This window comes from Streptomyces sp. NBC_01571, from assembly GCF_026339875.1.
Taxonomy (GTDB): Bacteria; Actinomycetota; Actinomycetes; order Streptomycetales; family Streptomycetaceae; genus Streptomyces.
In genome coordinates this window covers 6,814,745-6,833,902 of the sequence record NZ_JAPEPZ010000001.1, presented here as the reverse complement: position 1 = coordinate 6,833,902, position 19,158 = coordinate 6,814,745, and the positions used below count along the sequence as shown (strand labels likewise).

The 19,158-nt window shown below is 65.6% G+C and carries 8 protein-coding genes; all 8 read right to left on the bottom strand.

Annotation, left to right across the window (positions count from 1 at the left end; translation table 11 throughout):
• Positions 1-121: 121 nt before the first annotated feature.
• The 8 genes from dpdD to dpdE are packed head-to-tail and all read right to left on the bottom strand — an operon-like array spanning position 122 to position 18,075.
• On the bottom strand, positions 122-2,341 hold the full coding sequence (gene dpdD / locus OHB41_RS30900; protein ID WP_266701368.1) for a protein DpdD: 2,220 nt from the start codon (positions 2,339-2,341) through the stop codon (positions 122-124).
• On the bottom strand, positions 2,338-2,850 hold the full coding sequence (gene dpdK, locus OHB41_RS30895) for a phospholipase D-like domain-containing protein DpdK (protein ID WP_266701367.1): 513 nt from the start codon (positions 2,848-2,850) through the stop codon (positions 2,338-2,340). The genes dpdD and dpdK overlap by 4 nt, the downstream gene beginning before the upstream one ends.
• Complete coding sequence (gene dpdJ / locus OHB41_RS30890; protein ID WP_266701366.1) at positions 2,847-7,328, bottom strand: protein DpdJ; 4,482 nt, start codon at positions 7,326-7,328, stop codon at positions 2,847-2,849. Before dpdJ ends, dpdK begins: the two co-directional genes overlap by 4 nt.
• Entirely contained in the window at positions 7,325-8,035 is a 711-nt protein-coding gene (locus tag OHB41_RS30885) for a hypothetical protein (protein WP_266701365.1), read from the bottom strand. The genes dpdJ and OHB41_RS30885 overlap by 4 nt, the downstream gene beginning before the upstream one ends.
• Positions 8,032-11,085 carry a protein DpdH gene (gene dpdH / locus OHB41_RS30880; RefSeq protein ID WP_266701364.1) on the bottom strand — a complete coding sequence of 1,018 codons (3,054 nt, stop codon included), beginning with the start codon at positions 11,083-11,085 and terminating at the stop codon, positions 8,032-8,034. Before dpdH ends, OHB41_RS30885 begins: the two co-directional genes overlap by 4 nt.
• Positions 11,082-12,017 (bottom strand): protein DpdG, encoded by a 936-nt coding sequence (dpdG, locus tag OHB41_RS30875; protein ID WP_266701363.1) that lies wholly within the window; start codon positions 12,015-12,017, stop codon positions 11,082-11,084. The genes dpdH and dpdG overlap by 4 nt, the downstream gene beginning before the upstream one ends.
• Positions 12,017-14,626, bottom strand: a complete 2,610-nt coding sequence (gene dpdF, locus OHB41_RS30870; RefSeq protein WP_266701362.1) for a protein DpdF — start codon at positions 14,624-14,626, stop codon at positions 12,017-12,019. Before dpdF ends, dpdG begins: the two co-directional genes overlap by 1 nt.
• Positions 14,623-18,075: a protein DpdE gene (dpdE, locus tag OHB41_RS30865; protein ID WP_266701361.1), complete on the bottom strand. Its 3,453-nt coding sequence runs from the start codon at positions 18,073-18,075 to the stop codon at positions 14,623-14,625. Before dpdE ends, dpdF begins: the two co-directional genes overlap by 4 nt.
• Positions 18,076-19,158 lie beyond the last annotated feature (1,083 nt).

The following is a 19,158-nucleotide window of genomic DNA, read 5'->3' as shown; positions in this document are numbered from 1 at the left end:
GCATCGCACGCCTGCACAAACTAGCCCTCCCGGGATACCCCAGAGCCAGTCCGAGGCGGTCGCCTCGGACTGGGGTTCTGAACGTTGCGGGAGAAGCGTTAGCCAGCCACGTTGCGAACCGTTACCCTTCCGCCAGTTCACGCAAAATCGCCGATGAGCCACGCGAGTTGACGAGCACTACCGGTCGTGCCCCACGCTTGGCAGCGATGAAGTCAGTGGCGGCATGCTTTGCCGATGCGGTCACCACGACAAAGACGTCAGCGTTGGCTGCCTGTGCGGCGAGTTTACTGCTGCCATCGTGTTCGGCGCTCGTCTCGATGTCGATCTTGGGTACCAGGATGCGCAATATCTGTGCAGCCCGGGTGGTGGCCGACTCGGTGAGGGAGTACAGCACCACCTTTGAGTCTTGCAGGTAGCGGTAGGGCGCTCCGGGGTCGGCGTCCTGTACTTGGTCGGCGAGCAAGTCTTCCGGGACACCGGCTCCCAGTTCGCCGGCTATGAGCTTGATGGCTTCAAGGTCGGTTGGGTTCAGTGCTGACTTGAACGGCCTGACCGTGTCGGTGATTTTGTAGAACAGTTCAATGGTGGCGGGGCTCGTTACTGCTGCCGATGTAGCCGTCGCCGCCTGCAGTATGTCGATCGCCCACGTTGTGGTCACAGCGGAGACGTTCGCGGAGACGATCAACTCGGTCCACTCGAGCGCGGACGCGAACACCGCGGAGGCAGGGTTGGCAGACAGTAGATAGTCCAGCAGGGCTTGGGTCTGCACCCGGACGCCGGCCGAGTTCTTACCGCTGAGGGCGAGACCGGCGAGGATGCGTTCACTGAGTTCGGCCGCTCCGTCTTCAGTAAAGATGTCGCGGTGCGCTGCCATGAACTGGCCTCCGAGTTCACCGAGTTTGCCCAGTGTCTCGTCGGACGCGTCGTGAAGCCACGCGGTCAGCGCACTGCTGCTCAGCGGCGTCCAGCCGTCGGTGATTTCGGGGCCGGCCGCCAGCGCTGCGCTGCCATGGTCGCCGTCCAGAGCATCCAGCCAGGTGCGCCAGTCCAAGCGGGGCCCGGCTTGGGTGAACTGCTCCAACCAGGCGAGATCATCGCGCAGGCGTGCGCTCGCTCCGTCGATCAAGCCTTGGAGGTGATGCGTGGAGATGTACTCAAGTGCCAACGCTGCCTGCTGTGGTGACTGCAAGTCGCGCGCACAGGTCAGGAGCAGGTATGCCGCGTGCAGGCTCGGTTCGAGCGTCAGCACTAGTTCGATGGCTGCCTGAAGTTCGCCCCGGGCCATCAGCCCGGTCGCGCGCTCCAGGGGCGATTCGCTCGAGGAGTCGAACTGATTCTCAGGGGCGGACAGCTCGGACGGGGCGGTGTGCTGAGGGCTTTGTTCTCGGTGCAGGTGCAGCACATTGCGCAGGTGGGCGGGCAGACCGGGTTCGATCGTGCCGGCTTCGTCGAGGAGTCGGTTGAGTGTGTCGTCTCCGGCGTCGTTTTCGACCTCGATGAGGAATTCCACGACAGCCTGCGCCCGACTCGTTCTCGGTGTGCCCGAGAACAGTGGCCGGAACGCTGTAGGGAGCGCGGTGACGGCACCGAGTAGTTCTTCCTCTTTGCCTGCTGCGTCGTACGGGGCGAACCATCTGGCGTAGGCCGCCTGCTGGATCACTTGAGTGACGCTCAGGGGGCGGCGCATGGCGAGGACGTGGTCGAGGTCCCGGTCCGCGAGGACGGCCTTCCAGTCTTCGAGCCCGGCGAAGAGTCGTAGTCGCAGGAAGGCTAGGTTCGCCTGGTCGAGATCGGCGGTCGCCTCGAGTTCGCGCAGGCAGACCAAGGCCACTGTGCGGTCGCGGGCAGCGATGGCGTGTCCGAGGTCGTCGAGGACCTCGACAGTCGTACGGGGGGCGTCGAACTCCGAGGGCGGTCGGCCGTTGAGGAGTCTAGTGAGCACCAGCAGGGCGTCACGTACCTGGCTTCGCGCGTGTATCCACTCCTCCGAGTCCGCTGTCCGGCGGGGCAGTACTTCAAAGCGCAGGGGCTTGACGGATGCGTTTGCAAGTACGGCGTCGAATGGATCAGTCGGGTTGAGGGCACCGCGTTGGCGGGGCAGGTCGCTGAAGGTGGGGCCGATCCAACTGTCGAGGATGGCGAGTGTCTCGCGCTGCTGGCGCGGAGTGGGTGCGAAGCCGTACCACCACAGACGGCCTTGAGAACTTCGCGGCAGGAATCCGATCTGGCGCTGCTGGATACCTGACATGAAATTATCGAGTATGAGTTGAAAGTCCGGTCCTACCCGTGTGGGCGTGATGTCGTTGCCTGGACCGAAGAATTTCTTGAAATCAACGCTCATGGCAACTGGTACCTGTTCTGGTATTCGACCCAAGCGCGGGCGATCTGGTCGGGGTCGGATACGACGGTGACGCCTTCCTGGTTCACTCTCTGGCCGAAGAAGGTGAAGTTCATCGAACCGTGAACGTGGAATCTGTCGCTCACCATGCCCTTGTCGTGCAGGGTGTTCCGGATGAGCAGGGTCGGCCGTGGCCCCACCGGGGCGAGGTCAGTGAGGCGTTGTCCTGTGACGGCGTTGCGCGGCTCGTCCCGCATGATCACTCGGACATCCGAGCCACGACGGGCGAGTTCGATGAGTACCTCCGTCAGCCGGATGGGTCGGGCTGGCAAGGCGGGAAGCACGCTCTTGAACTGTCCGGATGCATTGTCTATGACGACAATGTCGGAGATCCACGGGGACAGTACCCACAGGCGACTTGACGGGGCCAGCAGTTCAGACACCAACAGGTTCTGCAGCAGATCGGTGAGTTGCCGGGTCTCGCCGGCCCCGGCGGTGGTGATCCTTCTCATGCGGATACCTCGGCAAGTTCGAGGGTGGCCACGACGCTGCCCTCGGAGCGGTGGTCGATCTCGACGACTCGTGGGAACACCTGGAGGAAGTCCGTTTCGATGGCGCGGATCGACAGATCCACCAGCATGTCTGCCAGGGCGGGTACGTCCTCGGGAGGCGCGATGAGCTGGGCGGATCCCTGCTGGGCCAGGCGCGTGCGTACCAGGTTGTCCGCGTCGGGATCTGTCACGCTGATGAGGTCGTCTGTGGACGTGAACAGTCCCCGGATGAGATCGGGTGCGGCCGGCGGATTGTCGAAGTAGGGGTTCCACGACTGCAGTGCTCCGGCGCGTATGGCCCATCCGCGTGGCCAGAGTGCGCTTTGGATGGCGTCGATACGCTGACGGTCTGAGGAGTTCGCGGACAGGTTCAGTCCGGCGTCCAGGTCGTGCCGCTGGCGCATCAGGTAAGCCCAGGTACGCGGCGAGATTTCAAGACCCAGGCGCTGTTCTTGGATCTCCCACTCGTCAATGAGAGTACGTAGTGCCTGGTCCGTCTGTGCGGTCGATCCGGGCCGGAGCATGCGGTTCGCCAGGCTCGAGACGACGGATTGCTCCGCGCCGTGGATGCCTGAGTCGCGCAACTGTGCCCGTATGCGGTCAAGGCTCTTCACCCGGTCCGCCTGTGTCGCCGAGCCCCTGTATTCAGCAACGAGGTCGAGCCAGTCGCTGCGCTCGGTGGTGTAGCGCACGATCCGCCGCATGTGCGCGTCGACCAGTTCACTGGTGGAGGGCTGGACGGCTCTCATGATCAGCCGCAAGAACCGCCGCGGGTCCGGACGTACGCGCGTCGCCAGCGCTTCGATGAAGCCGCCGCCGCCGATAGAGGCTTCGGTGAGCCAGACCTCGCCATGGCGCCATGTGCCGTCGGGGGCGTAGCCGGGTTCTATGTCGACGATGACGCCTTCGGGGTCGTGCTCGGGGCAGATCTCCCGGGCAGCCCACAAGGCCGCCTGTCCAAGGGTGGCAAGGACGCGCTGGCGCAGCCAGGCTTGGAATTGTGCCGGGTCAGGGTTCCAGACCTGGTCCGTCAGATGGTCCAAGCGGGCAATGATGTCCTTGTCGGCGAGGAGTTGACGCAGTCGCTCGCCCACTCGGCCGAGTGTGGCGCTTTCGCTCTCCTCAACGTCCGAACTGCGGAACATTGCCCTCAGGGTGTCCGTCAGTCGGTCGGCGAAGGTTTTCCGCACCGTCTGGTAGGCGTGGGGAAGCGGCGTGCCGTCACTCACGGCGGACATCAGCAGCATGCATTCGATGGTCTGGTGCAACCATTCCAACTGGAACTTGTTCATCTGTTCCAGCAGTTCGGGGTCGCTTGTCAGAACGTGCTGGAACCAGGCGCTGCGCAGGGCCGGGTCGAGGTCACCGGATGGAGCAATCACGTCCGGCACCGTGATGGTCAGGCGCAGGCCGTCGACGTCGTAGGTGGCTCCGAGACCGACCCGCTCGTCATCGAGCGAGAACTGTGCTTTGACCCGAGCTTCACCGCCGCGGGCGAAGACCAAACTGGCCTCGCTCTGGACGGCAAGACGGCGGACCTCGACGTGAGCGTTTTGAGCGTGCAGGAAGAAGCGTGCTTCATCGACGAGGCCGCCGATGGGGTCCGACAGGGGAAGGCGGGCGACCAGGCCGAGGCCCCTCTCCAGGAACTGGGATCGCCAGACCAGAGCCGCGTTGGAAGCATCCTTGAGTTCTGGCGGTGCGAGTTGGAGTTCCACCCTGTCGGGGCGGACGATGGGAATGAGGGTGGGCACTCCGCCGACTTCGACTGTGGCGGCCTCCTCCCTATGGTGCGCCTGGAGGACAGGGGCGAGATCCATGACAGTCTCGCGCTGCCCGTAGGGAACGGGGATCCAGTGCCGATGCTCGAGGTTGCGGGTAGCAAAGCGCCGTGACACTCGTCCTGGCGCGTACTCGCGCAGCATCTGAGCCAAGCCCATCGCCTGCAGTTCAGGTTCCTTCTCCCACGACTGCTGCGGCGGTATGACCACATACCCTTCGGGAAGTGCGAGTTCACTGAAGAGGTTCTCGGGGAAGAAGTCGGGCAGCGGATTCTTGCCCATCAAATCCTTGCCCTTGACGTACGTATGGTCCTCCGCAACGGCCCACTCGCTGTCCAGCCGTCGAGCCAGCGTGGGCACTGCTGCGAGGATGAGCGAGCGAGGTGGGTGCCAAAGGATCTCGGCGGCCAACTCCTCGGGTACCTGGAGTGCGCCTTCGATCCACAGACGGAGGCTGCGTTGGCGGCCGGGATCGCGCAGCAGGTCGCGCAGGACGTCGACGGCTGTCTGCTGGACCTTGCGGTTGTCCGGGTACTTCGGATCGACGAGGCCCTTCAGGTCTCGCCACAACTTTGCGTACCGGTGATCGGACGACAATTGATCCGCCAGCCAGTCGAGCATCGCCAGAGTGGCTTGAATACGCAGGACCGCCCGGTTGCGGATGGGAAGCACCAGTTCGGGCAGGACGGGATCGAACAGCGCGTCCCATGCCTCGTAGGTGGCGCGGTCACGTCCGTAGTCGGATAGCACCACCACGGTGTACGGGCGCATGCGGCGGCTTCGCCCGGCTCGGCCCTTGCGCTGCAGGAATGCCGCGACGCCGCGGGGCGCCTTGTGCTGCAGCACGGCGCCAACGTCCGGATCGTCGAAGCCGACCTCAAGCGAGGCAGTTGCGACGACGAGTTGGGACGCGGTGTCAACTCCCGCATCTTGCGAGGTGGTCCGGCTCACGTTGAGACCCGGGCGGTCGAGTTTGTGGCCCAATTTCACCGGCAGGTCCCAGACCTGGCCGGCGCGCCGCTGGTCGGTGAGGTTGTCTTGCCCAGGACGTCGCAGGGATGCCAAGGGGTCTTTGAACTGCTGGGTACGCGGGGCGCGATAGCGCTGGCCTTCCGCGTCGAGGAGGTAGAAGAAGAGCCGGTTGGTGACGTCGAGGTCGTCGGTGAAGACGAACGCCTTGGTGCCCAGAAGTCCCTGGGATGTGCGCTCTGCCGGGTGGTCAAGGACGCGCGGGAGGAGCATCGCCGTCTGGATGGTGGTGGACAGCACGGAGGCACCACTGGTGGGGTCACTGCGTACGGCGACCATGTATTCGGCGCCCTCGTACTCCATCTCGTCTGCGCCCGGTTCGATGTTGGTGACGAGTCCGTCGTCAACGCCCGTCAGATCGGCCATGTGGCGAACGGCGTTCGACAGCGTCGCGGACAAGCCGACGAAGGTGACCGGACTGCGCAGAGAGTGGTGCCAGCGTCGCAGGACGAGGGCTGCCTGGGCGCCGGTGGTGCCGCTGTAGGTATGGATCTCGTCGAGCAGCATCAAGCGGGGCTTCTTGGCCGCGCCGACACCGAACAGTGTGCCCAGGGACAGGTCGGACAGACCGCGGTTGAGCATCTCGGTGGTGGTGAACAGCACGTCCGGAGGCCGTCGGCTCATCCGGTTCCGGGTCAGAACCAGCACGGAGTCGTCGAACACACGCGGGCAAGTGCCGCAGGTCAGGCGTTCCATTCCAGCCTTGGCGTCCTGCTCGGACCAGAACAGTGTGCCCCCGCACACGGTGTACCCGTCACCGGGACAGGTGAAGTGAGGGCACTGAAAGCCTTCGGCCCGTTTCGTCCATGCGGAATAGGAGGCCGTCAGGCTCTTCGTGCTGGTCGGGGTGTCCTTGTTGAGCACCCCGATGGTCATGGGCCGGCCGTTAGTCTTCGTCCACAGGTGGTCGAGCCGCCGGGCGTTCGCGAAGGCGGTGTTGAGTTGGTCCTTGAGGAGTTCATTGCGCGGATAGACGGCCAGCGCACGCGTCCATGCCGACTTGTCCTGGAGTCCCGTCAGGTAGGCGAAGGCCGGCAGGTAGAAGGCGAGTGTCTTGCCGCTACCTGTGCCGGCACCCACGACAGTGGCGGTGGTGATGTTGGACTGCAGGGCCGTGAAGATCTGGCGGCTGGCACGGACCTGGAACCCACTGAGGTCGGCGTGTTGGGTCCCCCGGCGAGTCATGGCATCGATGACCTGGCGGTAGAGATCGTGGAGCGCATCAGTGCCGTCGATGACTGCGTGTCTGGACTGGTCGCGCCGGGGGTAAGCACGGGGGCGCCGCGCGTAGCGGAAGTCCGAGACGAGCGCGGCGCCTTGGCGCCAGGCCGCGGGGTCGCCGGAAGGGAAGATCTGGCGCAGTCGGGCCAGCAGACGCAGCGTCTCGCCGTTGCGGGTACGCCACCGTGACGGCGAGACCGCATCATCGCGGATGATCAGGCCCTTGTCCTCGAGGGCCTCGATTGCCTCCTGGGCGGTGTCGAGTTCGCCGCGCTCCATGAGGACGTCATCGATGTGGGTGTGCAGTTCGTCGTCGGTGAATCCGCCGTCGACAACGCCCCAGGACAACAGGGGGTCCTCATGTGCTTCGAGGGCACCGACGATTTCACTCTCGGTCTCAGGAGTCACCGCAGCCTCACCCAGAAGCGGTCCAGGATTCCCAGCTTCGACAGCCCGGCAAGGACATCGGGGGTGAAGGAGTTCAACGGCGTCCCGTTCACTTCCTGAGCGCCCGTGATCACTCGGCCGAGGACCGGGTCAACGAGTTCGGAGATCTGCTGGCCGCACGCCTGGAGGCTCTCCAGCGCCGCGGCCAGCCTTGCGACGTCGCCCAAATGGGGGACGTCGCGGGTCTTCAGGACGTTGAGCACGCCATGCGCCTTCTCGATCTTGATGCTGATCTCTTCCACGTCGATCCCACTCTTGCTCAGCGTAGCGACGAGATCCTCATTGATCACCGGTACTTCACGGCTGCGTTCAGCAGCCCATGCCTGCTCGACGGACTCGCGAAGGCTCTTGACGAAACCATCGGCCGCCTTGACCTGCGCCTTCAGTGCTTGCGGTGGGGTATCGGCATCCTGGCTGGGGAGCGTTTCAGCGAGCACGTGCAGATCTGCGGACAGTTGCGCGGCCTGCGGACCGAGGTCTGGGTCCAAGGCGGCATGGGCTGCGCGCAGTTCTGCCGCGCCTCGGCTGAGGCGTTGAATTGTTTCGATGAGCGTCTCGACCCTCTCGGCCTGCCCAGCCAACTCGCCAGTGCGGCGCTTGATCTTGTCCTCGTCGTGGGCAGCGACCGCTGCCACACGCAGCCGCTGAACTTGTTCGATGAGCGTCATACGCCCCCCTCGGGTCCGGTCACGTCCATGACCTCACGGCTCAAGGTCGCCAGCCCGGAAACGAGCCGCTCGATGGTCTCGTCGTACTCACGCTGAGCTTCCGAGGCGGGTCCGGCCTGGAGTTTCAGCTCCAGGGCGTTCACAGCTTGCAACGTAGGGTCGAGCCAGGCGCGGATGCGCAGGGCCGGCCTTTCGTCCAGGTTCATCAGGCGCAGGCGCTGATCGACGGTGAGATCGGGCCAGGCGTCAAGACCCTCACGCAGGTCTGTCACCTTCTTCAGATCGCTGGGTTTCACCGACTTCGCCGCGTCATGGAGGGCGAGCAGGTTGATCGAGTTGGCTGACTGGCCAAGCGCCGCCAGGTCGGAGAGCAGGGTGTTAAGGGCCTGGGCCACCTGAGCGACGTCACCGCCGAGATCGCTCACGTCGGGTGCCAGTCGTCGGGTTTCGTCGAGCATCGGATCCAGCATGGTGGTTCGCTTCTGAATGTCATCCGCCGCTTTTCTGATCTGCTCGGGGACATGCTCGGGCCAGGGCGCCTCTGCAATGTCGTCGCGCATTGCGCGCACAAGGCGGGGCAGATCAATGGCCAGCGGCTTTCCTGCACCTTGGCGGTAGGACGTCAAGCGGAGCAGTCGCTGCTGAAGGAGATTTCGATCTGCTTTCGGGTCGACCAAGCGGTCCTGCAGCTTTCGCATGTGGGGCCGTTGCACAGGATCGGCAAGCTTCGGCGAGCCAGCGAAGAGCGCCTTGACCCGGCTGAGTGCGTCACCCTTGTACGAGTCGGCAATTCCCAGGGCCTTACTAACGGATAGAAGAGCGTGCGCGAGCCGACCCAGTTCAGCATCGTCGCCTTCCGATGGAAGGAGGACAGTGGACACGCTGTCCGCCCATTCCTGGACCCTGTTCACGCACAAAATCTGCAGCGCGTCTCCTTGCGGCACGTCCTCCCAGGACTCTTTCGCATTCAGCCAGGCGAGAGCACGAAGAACGCGGACATCCTCCACATTGCGGTGGTCGATCGAGATCAGCGCAGTCTGCAGGGCACTTCCGTCCAGTGCGATCGAAGTCTTGGCATCAAAACTCGGCGCAAGTTCCGCCCCTCCCTTGGTCCAGTCTCCGTTGTCGCCTCCGTAGCCGTCTTCGAGTCCCAGATAGCCAATGACGGCGGTGTGCACGATATTCCTGAGATCGTTGCGGTGTCTCTGAAGAAGTTCGCCGGTCTTGTGCCATTCGTCGACGGCCCGGACCAAAGGCGGCTTCGAAGCCGCCGGCAGCGGGGACGACGGGGGCAGAGACGGCGAGCCCGCAGGGGCCTCTTCCGTTTCGTCCGAGGGCGAGATGGAACCCGGCCGCACCGTCTCATGCAGGTGGGTCTGCTTCTCGGTGATGAGATCAGGCAGGGGCGGGATGGCGAATGCTTCGTGGATCGTCGGATGCAGGTTCTGCGGTCCGTGGCCCGGCCCCCAGAATCGCACCATCCGCACGCGGCGCTCGGAGAGTTCGGGGTCACCTGGCGTGCGCAACCGGACCTGGTCCTCGACGTTGTCGAGGATGTCCAGCGCGCCGGTGCGGAAGTCGCTCTCGAATCCGGTGCTGGGAAAGCGGCCTTCATCGAGTTCGGTCTGGTCGCGGTGGAGGACGGGGCGCAGGACGCGGGTCAGCACGTCGCGGGCGATGAAGGCATCGCTCTTGGACTGGCTGCGGATGGCCCGGTCGAGTGCTGTCCTGCTGAACGGGAACAGGCCGACGCCTTCAACCTCCCCGAACGCCTGGTGGCACTTCTCTTGAACGGGGCATCGCAGACAGTGGTTTGGCTCCGGGCCATCGTGCGTGCGGTGCTTGTCGATCTCCTGGGAGCCGACGCGTACCGCGTTGAGGTACCGGGCGGCGAATCGTGCGGGGTCGAACGGGGCTGTCTTGTCCGCGGGAAGTTCGAGATCGAAGACCTTGTAGGTCCGTGTGTACACCGTCTCCGGCATCTGGTTGACGAAGTAACCAGTGGTGACGGCCATGACGACACGCATCGGGCACAGGGCGAGCGTCTCGGTGGGCAGCAGGGTGATGGCGTCGATGAGGCCGCCCTGGATGCCTTGGAAGATCGAGAAGTCCTCGATCAGGAGGAGGAGTTCCAGCCCCTGCCTTTGCAGGTCGAGGCGCAGTTCGACGAGGAGTTGCTTGAGGTCGTCTCCCCCGATGCCGAAGACCTCGCTAACCGCCGGTCCGAGTTGCTCATTGAGCATCTTCGCTGCCAGGTCCCGCAGAGGGGCGTCGCTGGCGAGTGCGCTAGCGACACTGGCGGCGTCGACGCCAGCCTTGCTGACATCGTCGACCGACAGGTCCAGGTCTGCCGCGGTGAAACCGAACGCGTCCTCCTTGTCCTCCGCACCCTTGCCGGAGAGCTTTTCTCGGACCAGACGCGCGATGGGACCGTTGTCAGCGAGCAACCGCCTGCGGAAGACGGGGTCGCCCAGCAGTGCGGGCAGGCCCTCCGCTGAGGCGAGGAAGGCGCGGAGATCGTTCTCCTCGGGCGTGCCGTCCTTGTCTGCTCCGCGGGTCTCGACCAGGACCGCCAACTCGTTGCGCAGGCGCAATTGTGCTGTGGTTTCGTCCGCGGCGGCGTCCGAAGCAGCAGCTACCTTGGCACGCAACTCCGCGGCGCGTTCACTGGTGGCGTGTTCCAGGATGAGTTCGAGGATCCCGCGCAACGACATGCGGTGTTTGGGGACGAAGATCAGCCGGGTCGCGCCGTTGGGCTTCAAGTTGATGCGAAGCCAGCGGATCAGGTGCGACTTGCCTGTGCCCGACTTACCGAGGATGGGGATGATGGGTTGATCTGCCGGCAGTTCCTCGACGGCGCGCCGCAGGTTGTGTTCGTTGACGATGGTGCCGCCGACAGCACTGTCCACCCGGTCGCGCAGGAGGATCGGGATCGAGGTGTGTGTAGCGAGGAAGACTCCGTTGGAAGTGCTCTCCGCCTCGACCGGAATGATGGCCGGGGCCTCATGGGCTTCCCAGCATGCAGCAGGAAGAGTGCCCCGCCAGGTCATCGCTTTCCTCCTTGAACCAGGGTGACGTGCGTTTGGCGTTGGCCGTCGAATCGCGACAGTCGGATGCCGTCGGCGTCCGGCAGGGTGTCGAAGACAAGGCGGCCGCGGTCCTGCAGGATGCGCAGTGCCTGGCCTACCGAACTGTCGGCGCAGTCTTGCGCGATGCCCGGGTCGGGGTCTCCACCGGGAAGGTACGTAACGAGGGAGGCGCGGACGAGGCCACCATGCAACACAGGCAGTTTGGCCGCCAACTGGCTCAAGAAATCGCCGATGGGCATCTGTCCGACAGGCAGTTCATCCAAAACGTCGTTGATCGCCACGACGGGGAGGGGCACAAGTCCCGATCTGGCCTGTACAAGTGGCGGCGCAGCGAGGCCAAGTGCCTGTCCCCATCGAGTGACGGCACCCCATCGGGTGTCGTTGGTGATGGCCCAGGTCTCATTGCCCAGGTCCGGGAACTGCGCCTGCTGGAGAGCCTGAACGCCGCTGGCCCACGACAGGGGCCGGCCCAGCGCGTCCTGCGCAAGGAACCACGACATCGCCCTCAGCAGATCACGCGCCCCGCCGGTGAGACTCTCCCCCGGACCCGTCTGCCACGGGTCACCGTCGCGGTCCAGATCGAGGGCGTGGCTTTGGAGCGCGCGGCGGAACGCAGTTGGCGACAGGGTGTCCCCCGTGGCAGCGACGGTGTCGCTCACGGTGATCACACCGTCGGTGTCGCTGCAGAGCATCCCGATCGCCCGGAAGGTGTAAACAGTGTGCGCGACGCCTTCAGCGGAGGAACTGTCCTCGTTCAGGCCTGGCGGTCTGAACGCCTCGATCAACTCTGGCTCTGTCCAGGCCCGTCGAGATCCGGTTCGGGATCCGGTCAGGAAGTTGATGATGGAGCGGCCAAGAGCCGGAAGGCTTCGCGGTGGGTTCAGAACAGCCATCAGAGTCTCCTGAGGAAGTCGTCAATGGTCCAGTGAGGGCTGCGGATGCTCTTGATGAGGGCATCTGGGTAGGCCGGGTCGGGCATGTCTTCGGGAACGACGACGACACGCAGCGGTCCGCTGGTGGGGGCGAGCCATGAGAGGGGCGGCGTCTGCCCGTGGTCCATCAGGATCAGACTCGGTACAAAGAGGCGCGCAGGTACCCCTCCGGTGTGCAGGGGGTCCACGACGACCAGGCCCTCGTCGGCGTACCGCGAGGCCGTACGGATGGCCGGGAGTCCAAGTAGCGCGGCGGGGGCGACGATGCCGCGTACGCCGTTGGTGACGCATGACTGGATAAGGTTGCTCAGGGCAGTTCTGAGGCGTCCGCTGGGGTAGGTGACCACGATGCTGCGGTGACCGGCAGCCAGGGCCGCCAGGGCCGTACTGGGGCTTCTTCCGAGATCGGACATGAGCGCTTCTGCAACGAGGGGACGTGCGGTGTGCAGGGTGGGCTGGTGCACATGCCCCTCAGCGGGGCATCCGGAGCACGCGTGCGCCACGTTCTGGCTGGCCCGCATCGCGCCTATGTCCGAGTAGGTGTACTCCTCGCTCAGTACGCGTCCCCAACATTCTCTTCTTGCCAGCAGGCGGGTGATGCGCGCAGTTGAGGCGGCTTCAGCATTCTTGATCTCCGTGCGGGTCCGTTGCAGGGCAGCCTCAAAAGTTCTCTCGTCCAGGTTGGCCACGTGCGGTCTGAGCCGTACCGGGACGTGGCTCACGAAGGCAGTCCACTCCTTGTCGAACCGTGCCTGCCATGCCTGCTCGGACTCGCCGGGTATGCGCTCGACCACAGGGGGGGCCAGCCTTGCGATGGTGATGAGGTCGGCGCGTTCCATGAGGACTAGCGTGTTGCGGTTCCACAACTGGTTGGCGTCCGAGGGTCCATCGCCATGTTCGGGTACCACCGTGGTGTCCAGGACCAGACCGTTGCCCGCTCCCTTCGGGGACCGGTCCTGATCCCGCATGGCTTCCCACCGGTTCCACGCCTTGACGTCCCCGATCACGGTCGCGTTTTCGACTTGCTGGCCTTCGGCCGCGTCAGGCACGGCGGGAAGCCAGACCGACAGCGCCGCGTGGCCGTCACGTCCCGCGCGGCCGACTTCCTGGTAGAAGCGGTCGACCGAGGCCGGGACGCACGCATGCACCACGGTCCGGACGTCGCTCTGGTCCACCCCCAGACCGAAGGCGCTGGTGCCGACCACGATGTCGGTCGTGGTCGGTCCGTCGTCGCCGGACCATCCGCGCATGATGCCCAGACGCTCGGCAGAACCAAGGTCTCCGTGGAAGACGGCGGTACGTGCAAACCCGGCAGCCTGCAGGCGCTCAGCGATGATCCTGGCGGGCTCCCTCTTGGTGGTGTAGATGATCGCCGGCCGCGGAAGGTGGTGCATCGCCTCGGTAAGACGGTCCAACCGGACGTCGGCTGATGTGGTGGCGCCCAGCAGGTAGCGCAGTTCGGAGCGCAGGAAGGTCGATCCGACGAACAGTGACTCGGCACTGCCTGCGAAGAGTCGATCGTTGAGTTGGAGGCTGGGTGCCGACAGCGTTGCGGACAGGAGTGTGATGCGTGGCGGGGGATGCCCGGCACCGGTGGCGAGTTCTCGCAGTTCCCCTACGAGCGAGGCGACGATCTGGAACTCCGGACGGAAGCTCAAGCCCCACAGGCGCACCAAATGCGCCTCGTCGATGACCAGGCTGGTGAGTTGGCCGGATGTTGCAAGCGTGCGCAGCGTCGTGGTGAATCCACGTACGAGGGCTTCGGGTGAGGTGAGAAGGATCCGCTGAGTTCCCTCACGCAGGCGTTCCTTGATGGCTGCGCGTTCCTCGCTGACGCGGTCGCTGTGATAGGCCAGTTCGCGAGGGAGCACGGAGGCCGGGAATCGCTTGCGCAGGTGGCGTTCCTGGTCGAGTGCCAGGGCGATGGTTGGCAGCACCACGATGGTGGTGCCGCGTGTGCGAAGCAGTCCCGGGGCCAGCCCGACGAGGGATTTGCCGGTGCCGGTGGGCAGGACGACGTGCAGGGTGGAGGCCGGGTCCGCCAGGGAAGCGGTGCGCACTGCGCTGGCCTGACTCCGTGAGCGGTAGCGGTCGATGTCGGGAGCGATCGCGTGCAGGGCTGGATCGACGGGCACCGGGCTGTTCGGGCGAGCGCTGGTCTCCACCGTCGTGTTGTCGGCGAAGACGAACGGGCCTGGGCTTGCGCAGGCGAGGTCGATCCAGCGGGGGTCGCCGCGGAGCCAGTCAGGCGTCCAGGCATCACCGAGGCGCACGGTGTGCCGGGTGGCGCCGAACCGTTCGACACGCAGGTGCGCACGCTTGAGCGCCTGCAGGTCGATTCCACGTTCGTGGAGGTTGATCTCCAGTTCGTGGTGGCGCTGGCCCGTCACGCCGGCTTGATGGCGGAGCATCTGAGCCAGCAGAGCGGCAATGTCGCCGCTGAGGGCGGGCCCGGCAAGGCCGGAGCGCCAGGCATCGGCGAACCGCCGGTGCGGGCCGGTGAGCTGTTCTGCCGATGCCTCCTTGCCACCCAGGACTATGCGCTGAACGATGTCGAGTTGAGCGGTCACGCGCTGCCGTCCTGCTCCAGGCTGCGGCCCGAGACCACGACCACACCGGTGCTGTCCAGGCGGAGCGAAGGCGTTTGAAGGGCCATCAGCAACTCCTGGCCCGCGAGCGCTTCCGTTTCCACTTCTTCCTCCAGTTCAGCGCGCTCGTTTCCCTCTGACCGCGCGGCCCGCAGTTGCAACTGCCGCAGTCGGGTGGCGATGTCGGTCCCGGCGAGGTCCAGGGCCCGGGTGCGGGTCGCCTCTACGACGTCGTCGCTGTGGGCCAGGCGCTGGGCACTGCGCTCAGCAGCACGCCAGCGCGTCCCCCATTGGGCGGCCGGAATGAGTTCGTATGCGTGTTTGATGCGCTCGGAGTTGAGTGCGTAGTCGCCTCCCAGTTGCCCGGGTGCAGGCTTTGCATAGCGTGCCTGCAGGGCGTCGAAATGGCGCCCGTCGGTGATCGGTGTGCCGTTTGCGTCGGTCCACACGGTCACGATGAGCGGCGGGAAGAGCGCGTCGGCGCGGCGTCGCAGGGACGGCAGGTCCACCAGGTCGCTGCTCCAGGCTGCAGCCAACTGGTCGAGCATGTCGCTTTCCGGGCTGCCCTGCAGAGGTTGCGCTTCTACGGCGTAGTCAAAGCGGTAGGCGAGGCGTTCTGCCCAGGGCCAGGTGGGGATCCACCGCCACATGCCGAAGGCTCTCCCCCGGTCATCGTTCCACAGGAAGTCGGACACGGCATCGATGAACTGATCGCCGTAGCGGTAGAGGCGGACGTCTTCGTGCTCGACGGCCACTTTGCGCACGAAGGTGCCGCGGTGTCCTGCAAGCGGCACGAAGTCGCGCTGCAGTCGCGCAGCCGACACCAAAGGCATCTGGACCTGTCCGGCCGTCCGCCGGCTGACGGGTTCGTAGCTGCCGATCGCATGGGTAGGGTCGCCGGCGGGGGCGAACCGCAGGTTCCCGGCCTCCCGCCGCGAGGACAGCAGTGCATCGGTGACGTCGGCAAAGGAGTCTGCCTGGCTCTCCGATGCCATCATCCGTCCGTACACCGAGCGCTCGTCGGTGGGGGCTTCGATGCTGTCCAGGGCGTCTTGTTCCTGTACGCGCTTGACCTCGTCCTCGAGCATGGTACGGACCATGTGGATGGCGTCGGGTGCGGCATCGGCGCCGCGCTCAAACAGCAGGTCCCAGGCGGCGTCTGTGGCGGCGTCCACCGCATGCTGCAGGCTGGCTATCGACGTGTCGAAGACGGCGAACCCTTCGCCGAGGATCTGCATCCACGCTGCCGCAAACGATTGCGGGTCGGTCGTCTCGGCCACCCAGTAGGAGCGCCATGCTCCGCCTTCGCGACGGGCGTCCCAGCGGTCGCACCGGCCAATGCGCTGCTCGAGGCGGTTCGCCCTGGGCGGCAGGCCCACATGAATGAGGAGATCGGCGAACTGGAGGTTGCGTCCCTCTTCCGCCGAGTGGTCGGCAATGAGAACGGCTGCCATCCGGCTCTGCTCGAAATCCCGCACCGCCTGCTCGGACGCTGCGGGCGAGTCGCTCGCCAGGTGCTGGTAGACAGCCCCGGGGAGCACGTCCTTGAACACGTCGGCCAACTCCCCTGCCACCTGCGGGGTCGGGCAGAAGACGACCACCCGCTCGCGTGCTTTGAACAGGTCGGTCAGTGCATCGGCCATCGGGCGTGCCAGGTCGCGGCGGCGGCTGACGAACCGCAGGTCGCTCTCGATGCGGTCGAGCGCGTCCTGCTCGCCCGGCGTGGCGGCCACCCTGGACTGGGCCCACCCGCACAGGGCGTCCGGGTCCAAGGACAAAGCCACGGCCGTCGCAAACGCCGACGCTGCCTCGCGGCGGGCCTCCTCGTCGAACTCGCACGCGGCAAGGGCCTCCTGGCGCCAGTTGTCCAAGAGGGAGGCAAGGCCGGCAAAAGCGGACGAGGGGAGAACAACCTGCTGAGGGCGCAGACGCCCGGTGACCCGGTACGACTCGTGCAGCGCAGCAGTACGGCGGGTGCGCAGCATCCGGCGGTGGACCCGGTACACCTCGGACACGTAGGTGCGCAGCGCGCCGATCGCCACGGCCAGCACCCGCCGGTCCGGTCCGCCCACTGCCTGCCTGGCCTCGTCGATCAGGGCGGCAACTTCAGCGTCTTCAGGGAACGCGGCGCCGATCTCGGTGAGGCGTTTGTTCAGCAGCACGCCAGGAAAGTGGGGCTGCAGTCCGAGGAACAGTCGGCCCAGCGCGGATCGCGCCTGCATGCGCCGGCGCAGGTCCTCAGGCGTCGTGTCCCGGTACACCGCCGGGTCGAGCAGTTTGAGCATGGACAGGAAGGCGCGTTCGTTGTGCAACGCGGGCGTCGCGGACAGCAGCAGCAGGCGCGGGCTGGCCTCGGCGACCTCGGCAAGGCGCGTGTAGCGGCGAGACAGTTCGGGCTGCTCGCTGTGCGCGAGGCGGGCCAGATGATGCGCCTCGTCGACCACGACGAGATCCGCCGGCTCCCACGTGTCGGGTGCGTCGTCGCGGGAGTACACGATTCGGGCGCCCGGGAAGTCGCCGGTGCGGAATTTGCCCGACAGTTCGCGGCGCCACTGCTCCAAGAGAAACGGCGGAAGAATCAGTTGCACGGTGAGGTCGGGCTGATCCAGCAGAAGTTCCCGCACGACAAGGCCGGCCTCGATCGTCTTGCCCAGACCGACCTCATCGGCCAGGAGGTAGCGCTGCACCGGGTCCTGCAACACACGCCACACGGTCTCGACCTGGTGCTCGTACAACTCGATACCGCTCGAGAGCACACCGCGCATGCCGTGGGCCGCCGAGCGCTGAGTCAGGGTGCTCTGCAGAAAGGGGCGCCGCATGTCCGCCAGCAGAGGCGACTCCAGCAGTCCGGCGCTGGCAAAGCCGACGGGGTCTGCCAGCGGCTCGTCCCAGCGGACATACAAGTCCTTCTCGGGAAGGTATCCCTCCCAGTTGCGCGCCCGTACGTGGATGTCCCGATGGGCTGAGATGGCGATGACGCGCCCCGAGCGCCATGCGGTGCCCGTGGACCAGAACACCCGCGTCTCGGGTGCCAGCGCGAACCGTTTGAGCCCCTCCCTCGGGACGGTGTGGCGACGGCGCTCGCCTGGATGCTGTCCTGGGGTATCGAAGTACTCGAGGATCAGGCCATCGCCGTCCTTGCCCACGAGTTTCCCCGCCCCGAGCGTGTTGGCGTTGGACACCAGCAGGTCACCCTGGCTCAGCGACGGGCCGCGGGAGGTGTCGCTGCTGCGAACCGGGCGGCTCGCCTTCGGCGTGCGGGGTCGGGCCGGCGCCGCCTTGCCCGGGCTGCCGTCGATGGTTCGCGATCCGCGGCATTGCGGGAACCGTGAACAGCCCCAGAAGCAGTTGCCTGCGTTGGCGCCCCGCGACGCGAATTGCATGACCATATTGGCGCCGCACCGGGGGCACACGACAGCTTCGTCCGTCATGCCGCAACCCCTTCTCGGCCAGTGGTGCACAGCAGCAGTGCCGGCAGGTGGGCTCGACCCCAGCGACTCAAGGTGCTGCCTGCGGACCACGACGGCAGGGCCCTTGAACACGGGTCGACTCCGCCGTGCAGCCTGCCGCCTGACGCGGAGCACTGCGGCGCCTTCGGGCACAGCGGCATGTGGCGGCTCTGCATCACCAATCCCCTATGGAGAACCGCGCGCTGGCACCGCCTCAGGTAGTCCTCCATCAGCTTAAATTGGATGAATATGCCCTTCCCTCCCTCGGGCATTGCGTTGCACCCGCACGCCGAACAGCTGGCGAACCGGACGAAATCCCCCACCCTCAGCCCCGACATCGCACTTCCTTCACAAGATGCTCACATCCAGCCGGCTGAAGCGTAAACCGAGCCACTGACAACGCCCCCGCCGGGTGGACCACCCTGGGCAATCGCGATACGTCGACGCCGGGTCACCGCACCGAAGCCACAACCCGGGCCGCCTGCCACCACTCCATCCGGCGCCGCCCTGCCGCCACCCTTCCACGCCGCCCCGCCGGGATGCCGGGAATGAGATCACAATCCAAGATGATCACTTAGTTTCATAACCCACACGGTTGGTCCGGTCAATACCGAGCGCAAGCGATCAGCAACTGAAGCTGCGGGAACACCGCGACGCCTGCGATGCCGTGACACCGCAGGGGCTGCGGGCCGAGGAGAAGACCTGACCTGCCCCGTCCAGCGGGACCGAAAGAAGAAGGGGTAGCGCAAGACCTGTCGTACGGATAGATGCAAGCAAGGCAGGACGAGGCGTCAACCTGTAGGCAGCTACGTTCGAGTGACCCAACTGCCCGTCATCGAGTTGACGATCGCTACCAGATCTTGCTGCAGGTTCATCAACACCAGCAACCAGGGCCTCGGTCCCGCGGACAGCCCAGGCCGACACTCACCAGAGTCAATCGGCATCTTCATCGACTGGTGTACGGCGGTGGAGCGCTGGTGGCAGCACCGCACGAGCAGTCGACTGCTGCAGCCTGAAAACGGATTCGCCCGCCACCGGATACCGGTAGCGGGCGAATTGCCGTCC